We start from the raw sequence: 24,553 nt of genomic DNA on the forward strand, positions 1-24,553 counted from the left end.
AAACACCCTACAGCGTAACCCGCGTGTAGGGTGGGGGTGACCATCTCATTACCGCACCCGGCAACTACGCCGGACGCGGCCCGGACTGCAAACGTATGGGGACTCGAGGTGGCCAGGCGCCGCCTGCGCTTACTTCTTCACGGCAGTCGGATCGAGGTTCTTGCCGGTGGCCTCGTTATAGCGCTGCACGTATTCCTCGGTGAGCTTGCGCACCGCGCGGCCGATCTTGCGATAGTCCGACTCGTTGAGGTTCGCGAGCGACACGCGGCCCGAAGGATGCGGCGTGCCGAAACCCTTGCCCGGCAGCAGCACCACGCGCGCTTCCTCCGCGAGACGGAACAGCAACTCGTTGGGCTTGACCTGCTTGAGCAGCCAGTCGACGAATTCGCGCCCAAAGCGCTTCTCGCCCATGTATTCCATGTCGAGGATCGTGTAGTAGTCGACCTGGTTCGGATCGCCCTCGCCGTAGGGCACGCCCATTTCCTCGAAGAGCGCGCGCTTGCGGTTGCGAATGAGTCGCTTGAGCGCGTTCTTGTACGCGTCGGGCGTGTCCATGAGCGAGAACAGCGAGAACAGCACCATCTGCACCTGCTGCGGCGTCGAAAGACCGGCCGTGTGGTTCAGCGCGACAGTACGGCTGTCGGCCACCAGACGGTCGATGAACTTGAGCTTCTCGGGCTCGGTGGTGATCGATTCGTAGCGCTTGTGCAGTTCCTTCTTCTCGTCCTTCGGCAGCTTTGCGAGCGTGTGGTCGAGCACGTTGTCGCGGTGCGTGGCGATCGCACCCAGACGCCAGCCGGTCGCGCCGAAGTACTTCGAATACGAGTACACGAGAATCGTGTTCTTCGGCGCGAGCGCGAAGAGCGAGACGAAGTTGTCGGCGAAGGTGCCGTACACGTCGTCGGTCAGGATGATGAGGTCCGGACGCTCCTTCACGATCTCAGCGATGTACTCGAGGCTCGCGTCGTCGATCTTCACCGAAGGCGGGTTGCTCGGGTTCACGAGGAAGAACGCCTTGACCTTCGGGTCGCGCAGCTTGTCGAGCTCCTTCTTCGAGTACTGCCAGTTGTTTTCCACCGTGGCGTTCAGATGCACCACGTTGAGCTGGTAATCGTTGAGTTCCGGAATCTCGATGTACGGCGTGAAAATCGGCATGCCGAGTGCGATGGTGTCGCCGGCCTTGATCAGGAAGTTCTCGCGCATCGTGTTGAAGATGTACGTCATGGCCGCCGTGCCGCCTTCTACCGCGAACACGTCGAACTCGCCGACGAACGGATGCTTGCCGATCATCTCGCGGCGCAGATACTGCCCGACGATGATCTCCGAAAGCTTGAGCATGCGGTCCGGCACCGGGTAATTGCAGGCGAGAATGCCTTCGCACATCTCATAGAGAAAGTCGCCCGCCGAGAGCCCCAGCTGATCGCGCACGTACGACACCGCGCCCGCGAGGAACCTGATGCCGGGCTGCCCCTTGTTCTCGCGCACGAACAGGTCGAAGCGCTCGACGATGCCGTCACGCTGCGGGAAGCCGCCCACGCCCTCGGGCATGTAGGCAAACGAGCGCTCGGACTCCCGCATGGCGAAGAGGCCGAGTTGCCAGAAGCCGTGACGCGGAATCGTGGCGAGGAAGTTGGGGTTGCCGCGGCCCGCGTTGAGCATCGCGAGATTGGCCGGGCGCGCGGTCGCGCCGCCGCCGGCCGCCTTGATGAGTTCGTCCTTCAGCTCGAACGGGCTCAGTGCATCGAGACCCGACTTTTCTTTCGCGCCGTTACCCTTCGCTTTCGTTGCCATGGTGTTCTCCATTGGAAGACGTTGCGTGTGCCGCGCGCTTTTTTCCTCGCGCAGCACACGTTGAATGCATGTCATGCAAGACCGACCACGAGCGGCCCGAGCAGCGTGAGCAGCACGTTCGCGATCGCATAGGTGATGGCGAACGGCACGGTGGGGACCGCGCTTTCCGCCTTGTCGAGAATGCCGCCGAACGCCGGGTTCGCACTGCGCGCGCCGGACAGCGCGCCCGCCAGAATGGCCGCGTTGTTGTACTTGAGCACGTAGCGGCCAAACAGCATCGTGAGGAAGAGCGGTACCAGCGTCACCACCACGCCTAGCAGGAAGATCGTGATGCCGCTCTGCTTGACCGTCACAACGGCCTGCAGGCCCGAGTTCAGGCCGACCACCGCGACGAACGCCGCAAGCCCGAAGTCCTTGAGCAGTTGCGAAGCCGCGGGCGGCATCACGCCGTACATGGGGTGCTTGCCGCGCATCCAGCCGAACACGAGACCCGCGAGCAGGCAACCGCCGCCCGAGCCGAGCGTGAGCGGAATGCCGGCCACGTTCACGACGATCAGGCCCACCAGCAGGCCGAGCACGAGGCCCACGCCCATGTAGATGAAGTCGGTCTTGTTGCTGTACGCGAGTTCGTAGCCGGCGGCCTGCACGGCGCGTTTCGTATCCGTTGCGGTGCCATAGATCGTCACCACGTCGCCGTGCTCGAGCTTCGTTTCGGGCAGGAGCGGCACGGGCTGGCCAACACGTTCGATCTTCTCGATGTACACACCGTGACGCAGATCGCGGTCCACGTTCTTGCGCACTTCGGCAATCGTCGTGTGGTTCATGCCCTTGCGCGTGAAGACGAGCTGGCGCGTTTGCATCACGAGGCTCATGCCGCCCGAGTCCGGCACTTCCGGCCCGATCAGCGCGCCCACTTCGACCATCTGCTCGCGGCGGCCCACGACCAGCACGACGTCGTCGCGGCTCAGCACGAAGTCGGGGGTGGCGTCGAGCACCTTGCCGGCGCGGCGAATCTTCTCGACCGCGACGAAATCGCTCTCGGCCAGCTCGATCTGCTTGACGGTCTTGCCCGCGGCTTTCTCGACACGGAACACGCGCCCGAACAACTCGGGCAGCGCCGTGATCTGGCCCGGCCCCGCAGCGGCGTTGCCGCCCGACATCTCGCGCTCGGCGTCCGCGGAGGCGTCCTTGAGGCTGCGGCCCATGAACTTCGGCAGGATGTTCACGCAGACGATGATCGCGCCGAGCGAGCCGAACACGTAGGTGACGGCGTAGCCGATCGCGACGTCGGCCTGCATGGCCTTCACCTGGTCGGGCGGCAAGCCCAGGCGCGCGATCGCGTCGCCGGCCGTGCCGATGATGGCTGACTGCGTCATGCCGCCCGCCGCGAGACCGGCGGCAAGGCCCTTGTTGAGGTGAAAGAGCTTCGCGCAAACCAGCACGGTGGCGAGACCCGCCACCGCCATGAACACGGCCATGGCGATTTCGCGCAGCGTCTTGCGGTTGAGCGAGTTGAAGAAGCCGGGGCCCGAGTCGTAGCCCACGGCGTAGATGAAGACGGCGAACATCACCGCCTTCACGCCGTTGTCGACGGTCACGCCCACCTGGCTCACGACGACGGCGGCGAGCAGCGAGCCGCCCACGCCGCCTAACTGGAACTTGCCGAAATTGATCTGACCGATCCAGTAGCCAACGGCCAGAGAAAGAAATAGCGCGATTTCCGGGGATTTGTGAAAGATGTCATGTAGCCATTCCATCGTGTCCTCGCTTTGAGAAAGAACCCCCTTGCTGCTGGGGATGGCCGGCAATGAGACACCGCCGGCCAGATCGAGCCGAAAACACCAGCCAGGATGCGTCAGCCAAACTTCGCCGCGAGCCCTACCACCACGGGGCCCATGAGCGGCAAGAGGATGTTCGACAGCGCGTAGGTGATCGTGTAGCCGATCACGGGAGTCGAGTTGCCGGCTACGCCGACGAGCGCACTGATCGCCGGCGTGCTGCACTGCTGGCCGGCGATGGCGCCGAGCAGCATCGGCGCTTCGAGCTTGAGGAACATGTGCCCGATCCACAGTGAGAGGAGCCCGGGAATCAGCACCATCAGAATGCCTGCGACCGGCAGCGCGAGACCGTACTCGCGCACGAGCTTGATGGCGTCGGGGCCGGCGGAAAGCCCGACGGCCGCGATGAAGGTTGCAAGACCAAAGTCCTTGAGCACCTGCGCGGCGGCCGAGGGCAGCGAGCCTACCAGGGGGTAACGCGAGCGCAGCCAGCCGAAGAACAGACCCGAGAGCAGGCACCCGCCGCCCGTGCCGAGCACCAGCGTGACGCCGCCCACGTTCACGCCGAAACGCCCGATCATCATGCCGACCAGCACGCCGAGGCCCAGATAGACGAAGTCGGTCTTCTGGGTCTGCTGGATCACGTAGCCCAGACGCTTCGCGCCGCGCGCGACGTCGCTGGGCGTGCCGACCAGCGTCAGCACGTCGCCGCGATGCACGACCATGCCGGGCAAGGCGGGCACCGTGTTGTCGAGCCGCGTGATCGCGCCGACGTAGATGCCGCGGCCCGCTTCCGGCGCGGCGCGCTCGCGCATTTGCGCGAGCGTGAGGCCGCTGACGTCGCGCTGCGTGACCATCACGTCCACGCGTTTCGCGAGCAGCTTGAACAAGCCCTCGCCCGGCATCTCTTCGCCGAGACTGCCTGCTGCTTCGATCACGGCTTCGCGGCGCCCGGCGATCAGCACGATGTCACCCGGCTGCAGCACGGACTGCGCATTGGCGTCCAGTTGGCGTCCCTCGCGCAGCACGTACTCGATCGTGACGTTATTGCCAAAACGCGCCTCGAAGGCGGCGACTGAGCGGCCGGCTGCGGGACCCACCTTGAACGCGCGACCTTCGAGCGGCGCGAGCGCGAGCCGCTGTCCTTCGTCGAGCGCGCCGTCGCCGCCGAGCTTGCGATACAGGCGCGCGGCCTCTTCCCGCAGGTTCACGCGCAGGATCAGCGGGGCAATCTGGCTCGTGAAGAGCACGATGGTGATGAGGCCAAAGAGGTAGCTCACGCTGTACGCGGTCACGATATGCGCCTGCAGCGTGCTCACCTGGGCGTCGGTCAGGCCGAGCCGCGTGATCGCTTCGGAAGCCGTGCCGATCACGGCCGATTCGGTCGCCGCGCCCGCGAGCAGGCCCGCCGCTGTGCCCGCATCGAGCTTCATCACGACGACCGCGATCATGACGAGCGCCATGACCGAGACGATCTCGACGATCGAGAGCAGTCCGTAGCGCCAGCCGCGCCCGACGTTCGCGAAGAACTGCGGACCGCCCGTGAAGCCGAGCGCGAAGATGAAGAGTGCGAAGGCGACGTTCTTGAGGTCGGGCGAGATGCGCGCGCCGGTTTGCCCGAGCACGAGCGCGACGATCAGCGTGCCACACACGCCTCCGAGGGAGATCGGACCGAAGCGGATCGAACCAATCAGATAACCGAGCGCGAGGCTCACGAACAGGGCAATCTCGGGTTGCGACTTCAGCACTTCGACGATCATGTCTGGTCTGCCGATTTATGTTTTAGTTAGCCCGAAAGCGTGCTCAAAAAACGAGCGGTAATGCACATTAAATAACATGCAGCGCTAATTCCCGGTCGTTATTTTCCCTCACGCACAACAATTCATTCATACAGAAAGAGCGTCAACACGCGCTTAATTCCGGCTCGTAAATGACGGGAAATTCACCGACCGCAATGACTCACAATTCGCCAGAGGCAAAGGGCGCCCCGCCCGGAACCTGGCAGTTCTGACAGACATCCGCTGCTTGCGTGAATTACGCAAACACGTTATCCGCAATGCACAATATTTAGATAGTGACAAAAACGCACAACGCATTCCTCACTCAATACATGCCGACTGCGTATTGGATCTTTTACAAGTAAGAAATGCTGCCGTGTGTTGAGATAGATATTGTAATTCTCACGGACTGTCAATATTATTTTTGTTAGATTCCCGCGGTCGTCCATCGCAGTAGTTCATTCGAGGCACATTGACCATAACATCGCGACACATCGCTTCGTTCCTCAACTTCGCCAGCAGTTGCGGTGTCCCTCAACCGGTCCATGCATCGAGCATACGAGGCTACACATGAACCAGATACATGCCATGCGCGTCTTCGTCAGGGTGGCGGAAACCGGGAGCTTTCGTCGCGCCGCGCAGCAGCTCGACGTCTCCAACGCGCTCGTCACGCGCTCCGTCGCGATGCTCGAGGCGCACCTGAATGCACGCCTCATCAATCGCACCACGCGCAATCTCGCGCTCACCGAGGCGGGTCAGCGCTACCTCGAAGGCTGTCGTTGCGTGCTAGAGGAACTCGATCATCTGGAGCGTTCGCTGGCGCACACGGAAAGCGAGCCGAGCGGCACGCTGCGCGTGGTGGCCGCCGGCGCGCTCTCGCTTGCCACGCTCACGCCGCTCATCGACGGCTACCGGCGTCTGTATCCACGCGTGAACGTGCGCCTCACGCTCGCCGAGCGGCCCGTGGATCTCATGGAAGACGGCTTCGACGTGGGCATCGTCGGCGCCACGCCCGCACGCAACGGCGAGTGCGTGGAGCGCGCGCTCGGCACCACGACGTTCGTCCCCTGCGCGGCGCCCGCATGGCTCGCCGAGCACGGCGAGCCGCATACCCCCGACGAGCTCGCGCAATGCGCGGCGGTCGCGCTGCCTCCCGAGGAGCGCAGCGCGACGTGGCAGTTCGCGAAGCCCGGCGAGCGTGCACAGCAGGTCACGCTGCAGCCCGGCTACGCCGTCAACAACATGCTGATGGTGCGGCTCGCCGCGCTGGCCGGCATGGGCGTGGCGGTCGTGCCTGCGCCGCTCGTCGCCGACGACTTCAGCGCGGGCACGCTGCGGCGGCTACTGCCCGACTACGACATCGACGATCCCGACGCCCGCATGTCCATCGTCTATCCGAGCCGCCAGTATTTGCCCGCGAAGACGCGTCGCTTCGTCGACTACACGGTCGAGCATTTCGAGCTTGCGCGTCATGCATCGCCCATCGCGGCGAATTCCAATGGTGCAGCGAGCCGGCCGCTGAGCGTGGCGTAAGCACACAGCGGGCGGGCGTAATGTGCCCACCGGATGGTTTGAGAACATGCTGCTTGCAAATGCGCCGTTAACGAACATGCCGTTCGCGCGACGATGCATCAGAGCCGGGGCGAACTGCCGTCGACCGGAACCAGCAGGCCCCCGTCGCCCGCGCCGCACAGTTCGCGCAGCAATGCCGCCTCGCGCTCGTGCACTTCTACGGGTAGCCACAATGCCCCCGCCCAGGAGAGGTAGCGCGCGCGATGCTGGCCGTTGCGAAACGCCACTACCCCCTCGTGCGCAAGTCCGAGCCATCCGGCCAGCCCCGCCACGCGGCGTTTGCTGATCGTCACGTAGGGCATCTGCGGCACGCGCTCGTTATCCGGATCGAGAAACTCGCGTATGCCGCGAATCTTGCCGCTATGCCAGTCGTCGACGGGCTTGAGCACGTAGTCGGTGTCGTCGCGGTCGGCACAGAGAAGCAGCTTTTGCAGATCGACGATCACGACGACGTGGCGTGTGCCGTCGGTCGTGAAGACGCGCTTGAAGCGCACGTGGTCATACGCGTCGTGGTCGGGCAACGGGACAGTCCAAAGAGGTCCACAAGCGGGATACGGCGAGGAATCCGAAACGGAGGTGATGCTGGACATGGACGTCGATTGCATGCGTGCTTTTGGTGGAAACGTGGTTCAGGAAATGAAACCGGCCTAAGCTACGGATGAGCCATTAAATTTTTATGACGAATGCGGGGCGCATCGAGGACTGACACATGACGATCGAAACCTTCGGCGAGCACGTGCGTATCGAAAGCCAGGGACATGTAGCAATTGTCGTGCTCGACCGCCCGGCGCAGCGCAACGCCATCGACAGACCCGTTGCGACTGCACTCGCTGCCGCCTTTGCACGCTTCGAAGAAAATCCCGCATGGCTCGCGGGTGTCCTGTACGGCGCGGGCGGCACGTTCTGCGCGGGCGCGGACCTCACCGCGCTCGCCGACCCCGAACGCCGCAATGAAATCCGCGCGGACGGCAGCGGCCCGGGCCCGCTCGGCCCCACGCGCATGTCGCTCAGCAAGCCCGTAATCGCGGCGATTTCAGGCTACGCCGTTGCGGGCGGCCTCGAACTCGCACTGCTTTGCGACCTGCGCGTGGTCGAAGAAGACGCCGTGCTCGGCGTGTTCTGCCGCCGTGTGGGCGTGCCGCTCATCGACGGCGGCACGGTGCGCCTGCCGCGCCTGATCGGGCTGTCGCGCGCACTCGATCTGATCCTCACGGGGCGCGCCGTCGATGCGCAGGAAGCCCTCGCGTTCGGCCTCGCCAATCGTGTGGTCGCCAAAGGCGGCGCGCGCGAGGCCGCCGAGCAACTTGCCGCACAACTCGCGGCGTTGCCCCAAGCCGCGTTGCTCGCGGACCGCCGCTCGGCGCTCGAACACAGCATGCTGCCCGACACTGCCGAAGCGTTGCGCCGCGAAGGCGCGCTCGGCTATCGCGCGGTGCTCGACGAGGGGCTCGCACTCGCGGCGCGCTTCGCGGCCGGCGCGGGCCGTCACGGCGAACCGCTCGATCCGCTGAAACAGAAGTGAGCTAAACAAAATCGCACGCGAACGTCGCGACAGCCGATTGACGTGTCGATGGCCACAATGCGCAGTGCTTGACGCTTGAAGGCGCGCGCCCGACCCACTACATTGAAATTGATCCGCGCCGCTGCCCCCGCCCCTGCCGCCATGTGTAATGACGCTGAGGACTGCTGCGTCGTCTAACGGCAATCTTCAGACGAACCGCCCCGGCGCCCCCTTCCCTGATGCCGCATCACGGGAGAGATCTCATGCCGACGGATCGAATCATCCGCTTCGCGGACTTCGAACTCGACGTCGAGCGGTACCAGTTGCGCCGAGAAGGTATGGAGGTCAAGCTGGAGCGGTTGCCGATGGATCTTCTGATCCTGCTGGCCTCGCGCCGCGGCGAGTTGATCTCGCGCGCGGACATCGTCGACCGGCTGTGGGCCGGCAGCCCCTTTCGCGACACCGACAACGGCCTGAACACGGCGATCCGCAAGATCCGCATCGCGCTCGCCGACGACCCCGCCAAACCGCGCCACCTCATCACCGTGAAGGGCAAGGGCTACCGGTTCGACGGCATCCTGCCCGAGCCGTCCGAGGTTCACGGTGCGTCGGCTGCCGCGCGCGACCCGCTAACGCCGCGCGAGAGCGAGCACGCGCCGCCCGCCGTACGCATGCTGGTGCTGCCGTTCACCAACCACACCGGCGACGCGAGCCAGGACAGCCTGTGCAGCGCCCTCGCCGATGAGATCTCAGTTACCCTCGGCGCGCTCAACCCCGAGCGTCTCCTCACGATCGCGCGCACCACGGCGGCGCGTTACCGCGCGACACAAAAGAGCATCGGCGAGATCGCGCGCGAACTAAACCTCGACTACGTGCTCGAAGGCTCGCTCACGCGCGCGGGGCAGCAAACCCGCATCCTCACGCGTCTGATCCGCTGCGCCGACGAAGCGCAGATCTGGAGCCGCGCGCACGAAAGCGCCACGCAAGGCGCACTTGACATCCTCAAGGAAGCGGTCGCGGCGCTCGCCGAGAACCTGGCGACCACGCTTTCCGAGCAGCAGCGCACGCGCCTCGAGCGGCGCCTGCCTGTCGATCCCGCCGCGCACGACGCGTATGTGCGCGGGCGTTTCTTCTGGTATCGCCGCGTGCATTTCGAAGCGGGCTTTTGCGCGCATCACGGCATCGACGGCGAAGACTTCGTGCGCAGCCGAACCTACTTCGAGTCCGCGCTCGAACACGACCCGAGTTATGCGCTCGGCTATACGGGCCTTTCGAACTACTACGGATCGACGGTTGTGCATGGCTTCGTCGCGCCCGACGACGGCTGGCCGGTTGCGCGCTCGCTCGCCGAAAGCGCGCTCGAACTCGACCCCGATCTGCCCGAGGCGCATCACGCGCTCGCGGCCGTGCGCTACTTCTACGACTGGGACTGGGACCAGGCCGAGGCCGGCTTCAAGGATGCCCTGCGGCGCAACCCGAGTTACCCGGAGGCGCATCGGCTCTATGCGCGCATGCTGGTGGCGGCGGGACGCCGCGCGGAAGGCGACGCCGCGATGGAGCGCGCCGAGCGCATCGATCCGCTGGCGTTCCAGGGCTCGCGCGCGTTCGGCATGGTGATGTCGGGCAGGCATGCGGAAGTCGTGAGTGAATATCTCGCGCCGGGGCACATGGACCATCCGCCGCTCGTCTATCAGTTGCTCGCTACCGCGTTCGAAGTGAAAAAGCTGTATGCGCAGGCCGTGGACGCCACCGTGGAGGCGCTCGAACGCTGCAACCAGCAGGCGCGTGCGACCACCATTCGCGCCCGCTGGGAAACGGGCGGCTATGACGCGGTGCTGCGCTGGTATCTGGAAGATCTGCTCGCGCGGCGGCGGGCGCGATACACCTCGCCGCTGCTCATCGCCGAGGCCCACGCGCGGCTCGCGCAGCCCGACGAAATGTTCCGCTGGCTCGAAACGGCGCTGGCCGAGCGCAGTTCGCGGCTATGCGAGTTGCGCACGAATCCATGGTTCGCGCCCTGGCGCCCGACGGGGCGCATGCGGCTCATCGAAAAACATATTGGCGGCGGCCCGACACGCTGAGCGTGGCGCAGATTGCGAGAGCGCGTCGGGTCGCCGTCCTGATACCTGGGTCTCCCTGTCGACTCAGTTCCCGTGATAGAGCCCTTCGTTCAGCGCCTTCTGCTGGCCCGATTGCTCGGAGCGCACCAGGTCCTGATAGACCTGCGCGTGCGTGAGCCTCATCGGCGCGCCCGATGCGCTCGTCGACATCGGTGAGCCGCCCACGTCCTGCGCAGCCGGCGGTGTGCTGGCCTGTTGTGACGGGTCGTCGCTCTGCGATTGCGCCAGCGCGCTACCTGCGAATAAGGCGGCCGCAGCGGCCACCGCGATGCGTACTGTGGTCATCGTGTTCATGACATCGCTCCAGGAAGGTTGCGCATATTCGGTTCCGTCATGCGCGGGACGGACGACGCGAGGGCGGCGACCGCCGGCGGGCGGGCCGGTGGGCGGACTGTTTCGCTCGTTGGATCGTGTGGGTATCGTGCTGCCCGCGAGCGCGTTGCGCCATGCACGTAACCTGTAGAAATCGTCAAGAAATATGAAGGAACGGTGAACGGAGTCCGGCAAGAAAAGCTGTTGTTTTCCCAACAGCTTTGAAAAGCGTGCCGTATGCGTTGTGTCGGGTTTCAGTACAATTCCGCGTTGACTTAAATAAAACGGCTTCGCGCTCAATGCCTGTCGCCGTCCTGCGCCGACCCCACGCCATGCCCCTGCCTCTTCTCGCCCTTGCCGTTGCCGCTTTTGGTATCGGTACCACCGAATTCGTCATCATGGGTCTGCTGCCCGACGTCGCGCGCGACCTGAGCGTCTCGATCCCGGCGGCGGGCATGCTCGTCTCGGCCTATGCGCTCGGCGTGACGATCGGCGCGCCCATCGTCGCCATCGCGATTGCCAATGTGCCGCGCAAGCAGGCGCTCATGCGCCTGATCGGCATCTTCATCGTCGGCAACCTGTTGTGTGCGCTCGCGCCGAACTACTCGATCCTGATGGCCGCGCGCATCGTCACGGCGTTCTGCCACGGCGCGTTCTTCGGCATCGGCTCGGTGGTCGCGGCCGGCCTCGTCGCGCCGAACCGCCGTGCGCAGGCCATCGCGCTGATGTTCACGGGCCTGACGCTCGCCAACGTGCTGGGCGTGCCGCTCGGCACAGCGCTCGGCCAGATCGCCGGCTGGCGCACGACGTTCTGGGCCGTGACGGCCATCGGCATCCTCGCGGCGGCGGCGCTGCAGGTGTGCCTGCCCGCGAAGATCGAAATGCAGAAGGCGAGCCTCGTGCATGAGTTCGGCGTGCTGAAGAACCCGCAGGTGCTCATGGTGCTCGGCATGAGCGTGCTGGCCTCGGCCAGCCTCTTCGCGGTGTTCACCTACATCACGCCGATTCTCGAAGACGTTACCGGCTTCTCGCCGCATGAAGTCACGTTCGTGCTGCTGCTGTTCGGCCTTGGGCTCACGGTAGGCAGCACGCTGGGCGGCAAGCTCGCCGACTGGAAGCTCATGCGCTCGCTGCTCACGTTCCTCGCCATGATCGCCGTGGTGCTCGCCGCGTTCTCGCTGACCATGCACGACCCGATCGCGGCCATGGCGACGATCTTCGTGTGGGGCATCCTTGCGTTCGCGATCGTGCCGCCACTGCAGATACTGATTGTCAACCGCGCGAGCGATGCGCCCAACCTCGCCTCCACGCTCAACCAGGGCGCATTCAATCTCGGCAATGCAGGCGGCGCCTGGATTGGGGGCGTCGCGATCAGCGCAGGCGCGCCGCTCACGGCGCTGCCGTGGGTGGGCGTGGTCACGGCTTTCGCAGCGCTCGCGCTCACACTGGTTTCGGCGCAGATCGACCGGCGCGCGCGCCGCCGTGTGGCGATTTCGGGGCCGACTTCCTGCGCCTGATGCTTTGCTCGCTGCGGGCACGGCGTGCGCGCGTTACATTGAGGCGCGCGCGCTCAACCTGAGGCACGCCTGCGCCGCGATTTTCATGCGCACGTAGTAGCATCTCGCCCGATGAAAACCGTCCTCACCCGCGACTTTCTCGCGCTGATCCTGAGCGTGGCCGTGGTCGGTCTCGGCTCCGGCGCGACGCTTCCGCTCACCGCCCTCGCCCTCACCGACGCCGGCTATGGCACCGCCATCGTCGGCCTGCTCACTGCCGCCCAGGCGCTGGGGGGCCTTGCCGTCGTGCCGTTCACGGCATGGATCTCGACACGCTTCGGCTCGCGCCAGGTGATCGTCGGCTCGGTGCTGACCGTGGCCGTCGCGACCGCATTGATGCAGACCAGCGCCAATCTGTGGCTCTGGGCGCTCCTGCGCATGCTCTGCGGCGCGGCGCTCATGTTGCTCTTCACGATCGGCGAAGCCTGGGTCAACGAACTCGCCGACGACTCGAACCGCGGCCGCGTGGTGGGCATCTACGCGACCACGTTCACGCTGTTCCAGATGTCGGGCCCGGTGCTGGTGAGCCAGATCGCGGGCTATACGGCGTGGCGCTTCACGATCTGCGGCGCGATCTTTCTCATCGCGCTGCCGATGCTCGCGGCGATCCGCTCGAATCCGCAGCAAACCGACATGCACGAGCCGCACGGAAGCTGGCGTCACGTGATGCCGAAGATGCCCGCGCTCATCGTCGCCACCGGCTTTTTCGCACTGTTCGACACGCTCGCGCTGTCGCTGTTGCCGCTCTTCGCGATGGGTCACGGCATCGACACCGAAGTGGCCGTGCTGTTCGCCTCAGTCGTGCTGCTCGGCGACACGACCATGCAATTCCCCATCGGCTGGCTCGCCGACCGGCTCGGCCGCGAGCGCGTGCATGCGCTCATGGGCGTGATCGTCGCGGTGCTGCTGCCGCTGTTGCCTTTCGTCGTCGATACGCCCTGGCTGCGCTGGCCGCTCCTCTTCGTGCTGGGCGCGGCGGCGGGCTCCATTTATACGCTCGCTATCGTGGCCTGCGGCGAGCGTTTCGCGGGCGTCGCGCTCGTTTCCGCGAGTGCGCTCGTGAGCGCGGCGTGGAGCGCGGCGAGCTTCGCCGGCCCGATCGTCACCGGCGCGCTGATGGAGCACGCGGGCCAAGACGCTATGCTGTGGGTGCTGTTTGCGGGGGCATTGGTGTTTCTCGGCGCGCTGCGGTGGGAGCGGTCGCGCGGGCTGGCGGGGGTGCGTGCATAAGCGGCCAACGCCACACGCAGCCCCAAAAAAATCACTTCACCGCAGGCAAAATCTTGCCGACGCAGGCACCCAACCCCAAGCGATAGCCATCGCCCTGGCACCAGCCCGCGAGCGTGAGTTCGTCGCCGTCTTCGATGAAGCCGCGCGTGCCGCCGCCCTTCAGTTCGAGCGGATTCTTCGCGTTCCAGGTGAGCTCGAGCAGGCTGCCGAACGAGTCCGGCGTCGGGCCCGAGATCGTGCCCGAACCCATCAGGTCGCCCACGCGCGTGTTGCACCCCGCCACGGTGTGATGCGCGAGCTGCTGCGCCATCGACCAGTACATGTGGCGGAAATTCGTGCGCGCGATGGTCGTCGCCTCGGCCGCGCCTTCGGGCCGCATCCGCACTTCGAGCGCAATGTCGAACGCGTGGTCGCCCTCGTGACGCAGGTATTCGAGCGGCTGCGGTTCCTGCACCGGCTGCGCGACGCGGAACGGCTCCAGCGCGTCGAGCGTGACGACCCACGGCGAAATCGTCGTGGCAAACCCTTTCGAATTGAACGGCCCGAGCGGCACGTATTCCCATTGCTGGATGTCGCGCGCGCTCCAGTCGTTGAGCAGCACCATGCCGAAGATGTGGTCCTCGGCGTCTTCGCACGCGATCGGCTCGCCGAGCGCATTGCCGCGCCCGACGATGAAGCCCGTTTCCAGCTCGATATCGAGCTTGCGGCATGCGCCGAACACCGGACGATCCTGATCGGGCAGCTTCAACTGGCCCCTCGGGCGGCGCACCGGCGTGCCGCTCACCACCACCGACGACGCGCGGCCGTTGTAGCCGATCGGCATCTCGGACCAGTTCGGCAGCAGCGCATTCTTCGGATCACGAAACATCGAGCCGACGTTCGTCGCGTGTTCCTTCGACGAGTAGAAGTCGGTGTAGCCCGGAATCTGCACCGGCAGATGCAGTTTCGCGTCGGCGAGCTTCACGAAGGCGCGCTGGCGCAACGCCGCGTCGTCGCGCAGCGTGGCCGTTTCGCGCGCGAGCAGCGAAGAAAGCTGCACGCGCACGCTGCGCCACGTCTCGCGGCCAAGCGCGATGAAGTCGTTCAGCGCGGCACGCGCAAAGACGTCTTGCTGCGCATTCGCGGGCAGACGCAGCAGCCCGGCTTCGTGCAGCACCGCAAGGTCGGCCACGAGGTCGCCGATCGCGACGCCCACGCGCGCCGTTGCGTTGCCGGTATCGCTGAACACGCCGAACGGCAGGTTCTGGATCGGGAAATCGCACTGGGCGTCGTTCGCGCTCTCGACCCAGCTCTTGCGCTTCGCGTCGAGCGTCGCCTTGAGTTCGTCCGTCATAGTGCTGTTCATTGCTGCTCCGGATTGAAGTGTTTCGTGAGGCCTTGCCAGCACTCGTAGTAATGCGCCTGCAGCTGGCTCGTTTCGAGCGCGTAGCGCGTCGGACGGATCAGCGTGCGGGTCTCGAACATGAAGGCCATCGTGTCGCCGACCTTGTGCGGTTTGGTCGTGTCGGAGTTCGAGGCTTTTTCGAAGGTCTCGGCATCCGGGCCATGGCCCGACATGCAGTTGTGCAGGCTCGCGCCGCCCGGCACGAAGCCTTCGGCCTTGGCGTCGTACACGCCGTGCACGAGGCCCATGAACTCGCTCGCCACGTTGCGGTGATACCAGGGCGGTCGGAACGTGTTCTCGGCCGCGAGCCAGCGCGGCGGGAAAATCACGAAGTCGATCGAGTCGACTCCCGGCGTGTCCGTGGGCGCATGCAGCACGAGGAAGATCGACGGATCGGGGTGGTCGTAGCTGATCGAGCCGATGGTGTTGAAGCGGCGCAGGTCGTACTTGTAGGGCGCGTAGTTGCCGTGCCATGCCACCACGTCGAGCGGGGAGTGGCCGATGTCGGCGCGCCAGAGCTGGCCGCCCAGCTTCGTGACGAGCTCGAACTTGCCTTCGCGGTCTTCATAGGCGGCGACGGGCGTGAGGAAGTCGCGCGGATTCGCGAGGCCATTCGAGCCGATCACGCCGAGATCCGGCAGACGCAAGAGCGCGCCGAAGTTCTCGCAGATATAGCCGCGTGCTTCGCCATCGGGCAAATCCACCGTGAAGCGCACGCCGCGCGGGATCACGACGATCTCGAAGGGCTCGACATCGAGCCGGCCCATCTCCGTGCGGATGGCAAGCCGCCCCTGCTGCGGGACGATCAGCAGCTCGCCGTCGGTGTTGTAGAAGAAGCGGTCGACCATCGGCCGGTTCGCCGCGTACAGGTGGATCGCGCAGCCGCTCATCGAGGCCGCGGAGCCGTTGCCCGACATCGTCACCCAGCCGTCGATGAAATCGGTCGGCTCCGTGGGCATGGGCAGCGCGTCCCAGCGCAGCTGGTTGGGCGGCGTGGGCGGCACGTCGCCGAAATCGGCGACGAGGCGCGGCGCGCCATTCACATCGAGGCGCGAGGCGACCGGCGCAAACGGCCGATGCACGGCGCCCGGACGGATCCGGTAGAACCACGTGCGGCGGTTGTGCGAGCGCGGCGCGGTGAACGCGGTGCCCGAGAGCTGCTCGGCGTACAGGCCATAGGCGCAGCGCTGCGGCGAGTTCTGGCCTTCGGGCAGCGCGCCCGCCAGCGCCTCGGTCGCGAATTCGTTGGCGAAGCCGCTCATATAGCCGTGCTGGACTTCGGTTGGGTCACGCAAAGGTGCGTTCATTGCTTGGTCTCTCCACGTTCTCGAGCCGTGACATGACGTCACGCGATTTACGGATAGTAAAACCAATTACGATTAGTGAAATTAGGCGTATACCCTGACGGACAGTCGGTGGCCTCCAGAATATGGGCGAATGGTCGATAACGTTATGACCAAACAGTCCATCCGGGGCGGCTGCGGGCTGCTACCATCGGGTCATGCGACCCCGTGTGGGGCTCGCACTTCTCATCCGCTTCCCGCTACATCACATGATTGCTCCCACCATTCCCGAGCTCGTTGCCCGCGCCGCCGACCATCCGTTTCTCGGCGAGCATCTGGCGATGGGCACTGGCGCGCACGCCAAAGAAGCCGTGGCGCGGCGGCGCGGCGTGGAGCTATTGAGCGCCTACGAGCCGATTTACGACATCAGCGTGCACAGCGGGGCGCAGTCGCTCACCGCCGATCTCGCGATGGCCTCGCGCTTTGGCGACGAACTCGGCTATCAGGCGGTCACGCTGCGCGAACAGGACGGCCAACTCGCGCCCTGCGACGCATTCAGCGACACGCTCGACGATCCTGACCTCGTCGCGGTCGACCGCATGGTGCGCGCGCTGCACGCCATCAATTTTCTGGGTGGCCAGCAGCACGGGCTGCTCTTCCTGCGCGTGCACGAGCGCCTCTTGAAGAGCGTGAAGTACGACCATGGAAGGCATTTCTCGAACGTGCTGGTGTCGTTCGGGCTGAACCCCGGACGCATCGTGATCGAGCTGCCGCCGGCGGCGGTCGCGCACCGCACGTTCCTCGGCTATCTCACGAAGAGCTATCAGCGGTACGGGTTCAAGGTGGCGGGCAATCTGCCCAATGCCGGGCAGATTCTTTCGGTGTCGGACGTGCCTCGGCCCGACTTCGTGAAGATGGATGCGGCGTCCGCGCTGCGCGATTCGATGGTGAAGCCGCTCGTGAGCTATGCGGCGCGGCTGCGCATTCCGCTGATTTTCAACCGCGTGACCGATGCGGCGCAGTTCGAGCAGTTGCAGCAGTACGACGTACGCTTCGTGCAGGGGCCCGTGTTCGCGGCCCAGGACAAGGTGGTTTGACGATGTGAGGCAAGCAAGGCGCCGGGCGGCGCCTGTGCGGCCTTAGAGGCTGACGGGTTCCTGCTCCAGCTCCACGCCGAAGCGCGCGAGCACGTCGCGCTGGATCGCCTCTGCGAGTTCGAGAATGTCCGCGCCGGTCGCACCGCCGCGATTGACGAGCACGAGCGCCTGACGCTCGTGCACCGCCGCGGCCCGCAGCGCACGGCCCTTCCAGCCGCACCGGTCGATCATCCAGCCCGCCGCGAGCTTCACGCGCCCGTCGGCCTGGTGGTACGAAACGATCTGCGGCTCGCGCACGACGAGCGTATCGAACTGCTGCGCTTCGATCACGGGGTTCTTGAAGAAACTACCCGCATTGCCGAGTTCGAGCGGGTCAGGCAGCTTCGCGCGCCGCACCGCGACCACAGCGTTGAATACGGCACGCGCATGCGGCGCCTCGCCGGCGTTGTGCTGGGCCAGCTCGCGCGCGAGATCCGCATAGCCCGCGTTGGCCTGCCACACCTTCGGCAGGCGGAACGTGACCGACGTGATGACGAAACGATCGCGCCCTTCGCGCTTGAAGAAGCTGTCGCGATAGCCAAAGCGGCAGGCGCCCGCGTCGAACTCCACGGCTTTGCCGGTCGCCATTTCGATGGCCCGCACCGACACGCAGCGCTCGGCCATCTCGAGCCCGTAGGCGCCGATGTTCTGAATGGGCGCCGCGCCCACCGTGCCCGGAATCAGCGCCAGATTCTCGAGGCCCGGCATGCCCGCTTCGAGCGTCCAGGACACAAAATCGTGCCAGTTCTCGCCCGCGGCCGCTTCCACGTACCAGGCGTGGCCGTCTTCGTAGGCCACGCGCTTGCCGGTCAGCGCCATGAGCAGCACGAGACCGTCGAAGTCGCGCGTGAGCACGACGTTGCTGCCACCACCCAGCACGAGCGTACGCAAGCCCTGGGCGCGCGGGTCGCGCACCGCGGCAGCAAGGTCGGCCTCGCTTTCAACGCGGCACGCGTAGCGCGCACGCACGTCGAAGCCAAATGTGTTGTGCGCGCGCAGCGCAAAGCCGGCGGCGAACCACACAGGTGACGTTGTAACGGGCGTTTGGACGACGGGCATCGAGAAAGAACGGAACACGGACAGCAGACGAAAAATGGCCGGAAAGGCCGCCGGGAGGCACCTGCGCACTGCTGACTCGCCTCCGGGCGGCGGCAAGCCGCCTTGGGCAAACGCAACGGCGCCGGTAGAATGGCGTCGGTCCGTGATTATAGCGAGTGTGCGAACCGCTGCCTGAAAATGCGTCTGTGGGCTGCGGAATACAGCTGCGACCCGCGGGCATTTGGCTTGCATGGTTTTTGCACCGCCGTTTGCGCACCTCGTACTTTTTGGAGAAAGCAATGCCATCGTTTGACGTCGTCAGCGAAGCCAACATGATCGAAGTAAAGAACGCCGTGGAGCAGTCCAACAAGGAGATCTCCACACGCTTCGACTTCAAGGGCTCGGATTCGCGCGTCGAGCAGAAAGAGCGCGAGCTGACCGCGTTCGCCGACGACGACTTCAAGCTCGGCCAGGTGAAGGACGTGCTCGTGTCGAAAATGGCCAAGCGCAATGTGGACGTGCGCTTCCTCGACTACGGCAAGATCGAGAAGATCGGCGGCGACAAGGTCAAGCAGGTCATCACCGTGAAGAAGGGTGTGTCGGGCGACCTCGCGAAGAAGATCGTGAGGCTCGTGAAGGACAGCAAGATCAAGGTCCAGGCGAGCATCCAGGGCGACGCCGTGCGCGTGACGGGCGCCAAGCGCGACGACCTGCAAAGCGTGATCGCCATGCTGCGCAAGGACGTGACCGACACGCCGCTCGACTTCAACAACTTCCGCGACTAAGGCGGCAAGTCCAGCGTATTGCGGGGCGGCTCGGGCCGCCCCGTTTCGTTTCACACGTCGCCGCGCGCGCTCGCTTTCTCGCGCTCAGTCCGCCGTCACCACGAGCGGCATGAGCACCTCGCCGGTTTCCAGCAGTGTCTTGAGATTCGAGAGGATGCGTGGCCAGCCGCCCGACACCTTCTCGATGAAGACCGATCCCGGCCGCGCCATGTGGTGCGTAATCGTGAGCTTGATCGCGTGCTCCACGGGTTCGATGTCGATCGTGCAAAGCGAATCGCCCTCGGCATGGAGTTCGGCCAGGAACATGTTGCGCCAGCGCAGCACGAGCCGGCGCGGGGGATCGGATTCGAGCACCGCGCCCGAGTCGGCGATCCGGCCGTCGGCGAAGCGCAGCGACCAGGGCGAGCCCGTTTGCCAGTCGCATTCGTGATGCATGCCGAACCAGTAGCGCTCGGTGAACTCGCGGCTCGTGAGCGCCGTCCACAACGCTTCCGGCGTGGTGCGGATGAACGTGACGTAGACGAACGTCGAGTCGCCGGCTGCACTGCCTTGCGTGTGCTTGTCGCTACTCATGGCTATCTCCTTCGAGTGATCGCTTGAGGTCGACGAGCGCACCCACGCGCTCGTGCTCGAACTTGCCGATCCAGCGTGCGGCAATCTCGCCGATGGGGACCGGATTGATGAAATGCCGCTTCTCGCGCCCATGCCGCTGCGTCGCGACGAGGTTCGCCTCTTCCAGCACCGTGAGATGCTTCGTAACGGCCTGACGCGAGATGGCCAGCCCTTCGCATAAATCGGTCAGCGTCTGGCCGTTTTTTGCGTGGAGGCGGTCAAGCAGTTGACGGCGGCTCGCGTCCGCCAGCGCGCGGAATACGGCGTCGTCGTTCATGCATTGATTATGCAACCGTATGGTTGCATGTCAAGGTGAAAAAACGGCGCCGCAGCGCCGTCTTCTCCCGTCGCACCCGGCCTACTTGCCGGCGCCGGCCGCCTTCTTCTCGCCGATGCGGCTCTCCTTGCCCGCGATGAGCTTGGAGATGTTCGCGCGATGCCGCCAGAACAGCAGCACGCTCATGGCGAGGATGGCGAGCGCGACGATGCGCGGGCCGAACATGAACACGTAGTAGAGCGGCGCGAACACGGCAGCCGCCAGCGCCGCGAGCGACGAGTAGCGCGTGAAGAACGCGACGATGAGCCAGGTGGCGAGCGTGGCGACACCGAGAATCGGATTCACGGCGAGCAGGACGCCGGCCGCGGTGGCGACGCCCTTGCCGCCCTTGAAGCGGAAGAACACTGGATACAGGTGGCCGAGGAACACGGCGATCGCGGCGAGCGCGACGGCGGCGTCGCCCAGACCGTAACGCGGGCCGAAGTGCGCGACGAGCCAGACGGCCAGCCAGCCCTTGAACGCATCGCCGATCAGCGTGAGGATCGCGGCCTTCTTGTTGCCGCTGCGCAGCACGTTGGTCGCGCCGGGATTGCCGGAGCCGTAGGAGCGCGGATCGTCGAGGCCCATGAAGGCGCTCACGATCACGGCGAACGAAACCGAGCCGATCAGATAGGCGAGAACGGCGACGAACAGGTTGTACATGCACGAAACCCGGAGGAAGTGGAACGATGCGCGCCGGGAGCAAGCGATGGTCATCGCCGCCCGGCAACGCGCGACGGCGCTCATTCTACCGAAGCGCGGGCGCGCCCTGCCCGCGCAGGCGGCATAAGCACGCACGAACCAGGGTAAATCAGGGAAGCAACGGGAACGGGCGGAAGCGTCCAGTCACCGTTCGCCGTGCGCTATTCGACGCTTGCGCACTGCACCGGCTTCGCGTTCAGGAGCGTCGTGAGCACCGCCGGGGCAAGGCTCACGAGATAGCCGCGACGGCCCCCATTGAGCCAGATTTCGTCGAGTTCGAGTATGGTCGACTCGACATACACGGGCATGGCTTTCTTGGTGCCGAAGGGTGAAGTGCCGCCCACGAGGTACCCCGAATGACGGTTCGCGACGTCGGGTTTACAGGGCTCGATGCGTTTCGCGCCGATCTGCCGCGCGAGATTCTTCGTCGACACCTTGCGGTCGCCATGCATCAGGACGATGAGCGGCTTAGCGTGCTCGTCCTCCATCACCAGCGTCTTGACGACGCGATGCTCGTCCACACCGAGCTGGCGCGCGGACTCTTCCGTGCCGCCGTGCTCGACATACTCGTAGGGATGCTCGCCGAACGCGACGCCCGCGCGGCGCAGCATCTGCGTGGCGGGCGTTTCGGACACGTGTTTCGTTTTGCTCATCGGCGCATTGTAATCGCACGGTCTGCAACGATCGCTTCAACCTCACCCGCGCGGATGATGCTTCTCATGCAACAGACGCAGCCGCTCGCGGGCCACGTGCGTATAGATCTGCGTGGTGGAAATGTCGCTATGGCCGAGCAGAAGCTGCACGACCCGTAGGTCCGCGCCGTGATTGAGCAGGTGCGTGGCGAACGCGTGGCGCATCGTATGCGGCGAGAGCGGCGCATGCACGCCGGCCGCCGCCGCGTGGCGCTTGATGATGTGCCAGAACTGCTGGCGTGTCATCCCTTCGGCGCGCGCGGTCACGAACAGCGCGTCGGCCGTGCGTGCGCCGAGCAGCGCCGGCCGCGACTCGCGCAGGTAGCGCTCGATCCACGCGTGCGCCTCCTCGCCAAACGGAATGAGCCGCTCTTTCGAGCCCTTGCCGAGCACCCGCACGACGCCTTCGTTCAGGCCCACCTCGACGGTCTTGAGCGTGACGAGTTCGGTCACGCGCAGGCCACTCGCGTACATCAGCTCGAGCATCGTGCGATCGCGCAGGCCGAGCGGCGTCTCGACATCGGGCGCGCCCAGCAGTGCCTCGACTTGCGCCTCGCTCAACGTCGACGGAAAACGCGGCGCCTGCTTTGCCGAGCGGATGCGCACGGTCGGGTCCGTATGCACGCGCTGCTCGCGCAGCGCCCAGCCGTAGTAGCGGCGAAATACCGAAAGGCGCCGGTTCGCCGAAGTGGATTTATCGTCCTTGCGACGCGCGCTATAGGCAAGCAAATCGTCTTCGTGGGTCGTATCGAGCGAATTGGAGCGCTCGCTCGCGAGCCATTGCGCGAAGAGGCGCAAATCGCGCCGGTAGGCGTCGAGCGTGTTGCGCGAGAGGCCGTGCTCGAGCCACATGGCGTCGCAGAACGTGTCGATGGCGGTGAGGCTCGATGCCAGCGCTTCGGCGGCGGCGGGGCCGAGCGCCTGCTCCACTTCGTCGGCGGCATCGCTTGAGTCAAGCGGCGGCGGATTCGTCGTCATCGTCATCGTGTCAGCGCAGTTGAAATCGGTTCGATGTGCATTCGTGGGCGAGCAGCCAGCGCTTCACGTCGCGAAAGAAGCCTTCGCCGCCGTGATGCGCGAAGCCGCCGAGACCGCTCGCCGACACCACGCGATGACACGGAATCACGAGCGGAAAGGGATTGTCGCCGCACGCCTGGCCCACGGCGCGCGGGCTCACGCCGCCAATGCGCTTCGCGAGTTCGCCGTAGGTCAAGACTTCGCCCGCTTCGATTGCGCAGATGCCGTCCCACACGCGCCGCTGGAACTCGGTGCCGAGCGGTGCGAGCGGCAGGTCGAAGCCGGCGTCGGCGTCCTCGAAATACTGCTCGATCTGAACGGCCGCGCGCGAAGCAAGCTCACAATCGGGCTCGACGCTCGCCGTCTGTCCCGGCAGATAGACGATCTCGCGCAGCGCTTGCCCGACGGTGCGGATGCCGACCTTGCCGAATGGCGCGTCGATCACTGCGTTGAACATCGTCGTCTCCTTCGTGCGCGAACGTTGCACGCCATGGTGCCGCGTTGTGCGCGCGATTTCCAGCGCGCCGTCGTTCAGTTTCAGGTCCATGCCAGCCTCTGCCGTTTTCATCCGCATCAAGCCGCTTCGAGCGCCCAGAGCACATGCTCGCGCACGAGCGCCGACTCGTCATGCTCGCGCCCGCGCAACGCCTGCACGATCGCAGCGCGCGCGGCGTCGCGGGCGCTATCCGCGCCTTCATGCGTGGCGCGCAGCGCATTGCCCATCGCCACCGCGATATTGCGCGACCAGCTTTCGTAGCCGATGCGCCGTATCGCGCTGCCCTGCATGCGCTCGTCGAACTGCGCCGCGCTCCAACCGAACAGCTCGACGAGACTCGCGCGATCGAGCCCGTGGCGCACGTCGAAATCGGCCACGGGCGCGGCCTTCGCGAACTTGTTCCATGGGCACACGAGCTGGCAGTCGTCGCAGCCATACACACGATTGCCGATCAGCTCGCGCAGTTCCAGGGGAATACTGCCCTTTAGTTCGATCGTGAGATAGGAGATGCAGCGGCGCGCATCCACGCGATACGGGCCGGTGATCGCGCCCGTCGGACACGCGTCGATGCAGCGCGTGCAGCTGCCGCAATGCGCGCCAGGTGTTTCGGGCGCGGCCCTGGCCGGGTCGTCGGCGTCGGCGTCGGCAGGCAGCGGCACGTCCACGTAGATCTCGCCGAGAAAGAAGAGCGAGCCCGCATCGCGCTGCAGGAGCAGCGTGTGCTTGCCGCGCCAGCCCACGCCCGCCTTCTGCGCAAGCTCGACTTCGAGCACCGGCGCGGAGTCGGTGAACACGCGAAAACCGAACTGGCCGATCTCGGCCTCGATGCGCTCGGCAAGCTGCTGCAGCCGCGCGCGCAGCACTTTGTGATAGTCGCGGCCGCGCGCGTAAATTGACACGACGGCGGCGTGCGGGTCGGCGAGACGCGCGTGCTCGCGCAGACGCCAGTCGGCGTGAATGCTCTCGTGGGCAACGTCCGTGCCAACTTCGTTGCCCACCGCAGCACCAGCGCTCCCGCTGCGATCCGAGCCGCCTTGCGAAGCACTTTCGTGCGTCTTTCCCGCTGCATTCGGCGCGAGCGTATCGATGGGCAAATAGGCCATGCGTGCGGTAATCACGCGTCGCGTGCCGGCCACAAGCTCGGCGGGCCGCGCGCGTTTCATCCCATGTTTGGCCATATAATCCATCTCGCCGTGGCAGCCTGCTTCGAGCCACGCGGCGAGGCCCGCCTCGGCATGGGAAAGGTCGGTGTCACTAATACCGATCGCACCGAACCCCAGCTCGCGCCCCCACGTCCGGATGCGCGCCGCGAGCGCGGCGAGCGCCGCCTCATCGAGCGGCATGGCCTGCCCGGCAGCAGGCGCAGTCGAATCTCGCGGCGCCTGAACGGACGTTGGGTCGAACGCCTCCGAAGACGCGCGCGCATCCTGCGCGGAGTTGGAAGGGGAATGCTT

The 24,553-nt window shown here is 65.6% G+C and carries 22 protein-coding genes; 7 read left to right on the forward strand and 15 right to left on the reverse strand.

What is annotated here, in order from left to right; translation table 11 throughout:
• Positions 1–129: 129 nt before the first annotated feature.
• From ACOJB8_RS24310 to aspT (ACOJB8_RS24320), 3 genes are all read right to left on the reverse strand, one after another.
• The gene (locus ACOJB8_RS24310; protein ID WP_475014742.1) at positions 130–1,791 is read right to left on the reverse strand and encodes a bifunctional aspartate transaminase/aspartate 4-decarboxylase; all 1,662 of its coding nucleotides are present in this window, start codon (positions 1,789–1,791) and stop codon (positions 130–132) included.
• 71 nt (positions 1,792–1,862) lie between these two features.
• Entirely contained in the window at positions 1,863–3,548 is a 1,686-nt protein-coding gene (gene aspT, locus ACOJB8_RS24315; protein WP_069267746.1) for an aspartate-alanine antiporter, read from the reverse strand.
• A 98-nt stretch (positions 3,549–3,646) separates the two neighbouring features.
• The gene (aspT, locus tag ACOJB8_RS24320) at positions 3,647–5,329 is read right to left on the reverse strand and encodes an aspartate-alanine antiporter (RefSeq protein ID WP_475014744.1); all 1,683 of its coding nucleotides are present in this window, start codon (positions 5,327–5,329) and stop codon (positions 3,647–3,649) included.
• 588 nt (positions 5,330–5,917) lie between these two features.
• Between aspT (ACOJB8_RS24320) and ACOJB8_RS24325 the strand changes: the two genes are divergently transcribed.
• Complete coding sequence (locus ACOJB8_RS24325) at positions 5,918–6,880, forward strand: LysR family transcriptional regulator (protein ID WP_475014745.1); 963 nt, start codon at positions 5,918–5,920, stop codon at positions 6,878–6,880.
• Positions 6,881–6,978: 98 nt separating this feature from the next.
• On the opposite strand, the gene ACOJB8_RS24330 is transcribed toward ACOJB8_RS24325, so the two are convergent.
• Positions 6,979–7,509: a plasmid fertility inhibition factor family protein gene (locus tag ACOJB8_RS24330; protein WP_141710832.1), complete on the reverse strand. Its 531-nt coding sequence runs from the start codon at positions 7,507–7,509 to the stop codon at positions 6,979–6,981.
• 119 nt (positions 7,510–7,628) lie between these two features.
• Between ACOJB8_RS24330 and ACOJB8_RS24335 the strand changes: the two genes are divergently transcribed.
• Together ACOJB8_RS24335 and ACOJB8_RS24340 are read left to right on the forward strand one after the other, a co-directional pair.
• On the forward strand, positions 7,629–8,441 hold the full coding sequence (locus ACOJB8_RS24335) for a crotonase/enoyl-CoA hydratase family protein (protein WP_475014747.1): 813 nt from the start codon (positions 7,629–7,631) through the stop codon (positions 8,439–8,441).
• A gap of 242 nt (positions 8,442–8,683) precedes the next feature.
• A complete protein-coding gene (locus tag ACOJB8_RS24340) occupies positions 8,684–10,501 on the forward strand; it encodes a winged helix-turn-helix domain-containing protein (protein WP_475014749.1) in 1,818 nt (605 codons plus the stop codon).
• A 63-nt stretch (positions 10,502–10,564) separates the two neighbouring features.
• Here the strand turns inward: ACOJB8_RS24340 and ACOJB8_RS24345 are convergent, their stop codons facing one another.
• A complete protein-coding gene (locus tag ACOJB8_RS24345; protein WP_256094966.1) occupies positions 10,565–10,834 on the reverse strand; it encodes a hypothetical protein in 270 nt (89 codons plus the stop codon).
• Between the two features lie 350 nt (positions 10,835–11,184).
• Between ACOJB8_RS24345 and ACOJB8_RS24350 the strand changes: the two genes are divergently transcribed.
• Together ACOJB8_RS24350 and ACOJB8_RS24355 are read left to right on the forward strand one after the other, a co-directional pair.
• Positions 11,185–12,369 (forward strand): MFS transporter, encoded by a 1,185-nt coding sequence (locus ACOJB8_RS24350; protein WP_342947724.1) that lies wholly within the window; start codon positions 11,185–11,187, stop codon positions 12,367–12,369.
• A gap of 111 nt (positions 12,370–12,480) precedes the next feature.
• Entirely contained in the window at positions 12,481–13,638 is a 1,158-nt protein-coding gene (locus ACOJB8_RS24355; protein ID WP_475014753.1) for an MFS transporter, read from the forward strand.
• 31 nt (positions 13,639–13,669) lie between these two features.
• Here ACOJB8_RS24355 and fahA read toward each other — a convergent pair whose 3' ends face one another.
• The gene (gene fahA, locus ACOJB8_RS24360; RefSeq protein ID WP_475014756.1) at positions 13,670–14,983 is read right to left on the reverse strand and encodes a fumarylacetoacetase; all 1,314 of its coding nucleotides are present in this window, start codon (positions 14,981–14,983) and stop codon (positions 13,670–13,672) included.
• Complete coding sequence (gene hmgA, locus ACOJB8_RS24365; protein ID WP_475014758.1) at positions 14,980–16,329, reverse strand: homogentisate 1,2-dioxygenase; 1,350 nt, start codon at positions 16,327–16,329, stop codon at positions 14,980–14,982. The genes fahA and hmgA overlap by 4 nt, the downstream gene beginning before the upstream one ends.
• 245 nt (positions 16,330–16,574) lie before the next feature.
• Here hmgA and ACOJB8_RS24370 point away from each other — a divergent pair, with 245 nt between their 5' ends.
• A complete protein-coding gene (locus ACOJB8_RS24370) occupies positions 16,575–17,402 on the forward strand; it encodes an EAL domain-containing protein (protein ID WP_342947720.1) in 828 nt (275 codons plus the stop codon).
• A 42-nt stretch (positions 17,403–17,444) separates the two neighbouring features.
• Here ACOJB8_RS24370 and murB read toward each other — a convergent pair whose 3' ends face one another.
• Positions 17,445–18,500 carry a UDP-N-acetylmuramate dehydrogenase gene (gene murB, locus ACOJB8_RS24375; RefSeq protein ID WP_069267825.1) on the reverse strand — a complete coding sequence of 352 codons (1,056 nt, stop codon included), beginning with the start codon at positions 18,498–18,500 and terminating at the stop codon, positions 17,445–17,447.
• 278 nt (positions 18,501–18,778) lie between these two features.
• Here murB and ACOJB8_RS24380 point away from each other — a divergent pair, with 278 nt between their 5' ends.
• Complete coding sequence (locus tag ACOJB8_RS24380) at positions 18,779–19,264, forward strand: YajQ family cyclic di-GMP-binding protein (RefSeq protein WP_028209548.1); 486 nt, start codon at positions 18,779–18,781, stop codon at positions 19,262–19,264.
• Positions 19,265–19,348: 84 nt separating this feature from the next.
• Here ACOJB8_RS24380 and ACOJB8_RS24385 read toward each other — a convergent pair whose 3' ends face one another.
• From ACOJB8_RS24385 to queG, 7 genes are all read right to left on the reverse strand, one after another.
• Positions 19,349–19,837: an SRPBCC family protein gene (locus tag ACOJB8_RS24385; protein WP_342947718.1), complete on the reverse strand. Its 489-nt coding sequence runs from the start codon at positions 19,835–19,837 to the stop codon at positions 19,349–19,351.
• Complete coding sequence (locus tag ACOJB8_RS24390) at positions 19,830–20,153, reverse strand: ArsR/SmtB family transcription factor (RefSeq protein WP_368616805.1); 324 nt, start codon at positions 20,151–20,153, stop codon at positions 19,830–19,832. Before ACOJB8_RS24390 ends, ACOJB8_RS24385 begins: the two co-directional genes overlap by 8 nt.
• A gap of 81 nt (positions 20,154–20,234) precedes the next feature.
• Complete coding sequence (plsY, locus tag ACOJB8_RS24395; protein ID WP_069267759.1) at positions 20,235–20,855, reverse strand: glycerol-3-phosphate 1-O-acyltransferase PlsY; 621 nt, start codon at positions 20,853–20,855, stop codon at positions 20,235–20,237.
• Between the two features lie 200 nt (positions 20,856–21,055).
• On the reverse strand, positions 21,056–21,547 hold the full coding sequence (gene ybaK / locus ACOJB8_RS24400; RefSeq protein ID WP_342947716.1) for a Cys-tRNA(Pro) deacylase: 492 nt from the start codon (positions 21,545–21,547) through the stop codon (positions 21,056–21,058).
• A gap of 42 nt (positions 21,548–21,589) precedes the next feature.
• A complete protein-coding gene (gene xerD / locus ACOJB8_RS24405) occupies positions 21,590–22,564 on the reverse strand; it encodes a site-specific tyrosine recombinase XerD (protein ID WP_069267826.1) in 975 nt (324 codons plus the stop codon).
• Positions 22,565–22,574: 10 nt separating this feature from the next.
• Entirely contained in the window at positions 22,575–23,060 is a 486-nt protein-coding gene (locus ACOJB8_RS24410) for a methylated-DNA--[protein]-cysteine S-methyltransferase (protein WP_069267827.1), read from the reverse strand.
• A gap of 116 nt (positions 23,061–23,176) precedes the next feature.
• Positions 23,177–24,442, reverse strand: a complete 1,266-nt coding sequence (queG, locus tag ACOJB8_RS24415) for a tRNA epoxyqueuosine(34) reductase QueG (RefSeq protein ID WP_475014763.1) — start codon at positions 24,440–24,442, stop codon at positions 23,177–23,179.
• Between the last annotated feature and the right edge of the window lie 111 nt (positions 24,443–24,553).

The sequence above is a fragment of the Paraburkholderia sp. BR10141 genome (genome assembly GCF_056155635.1).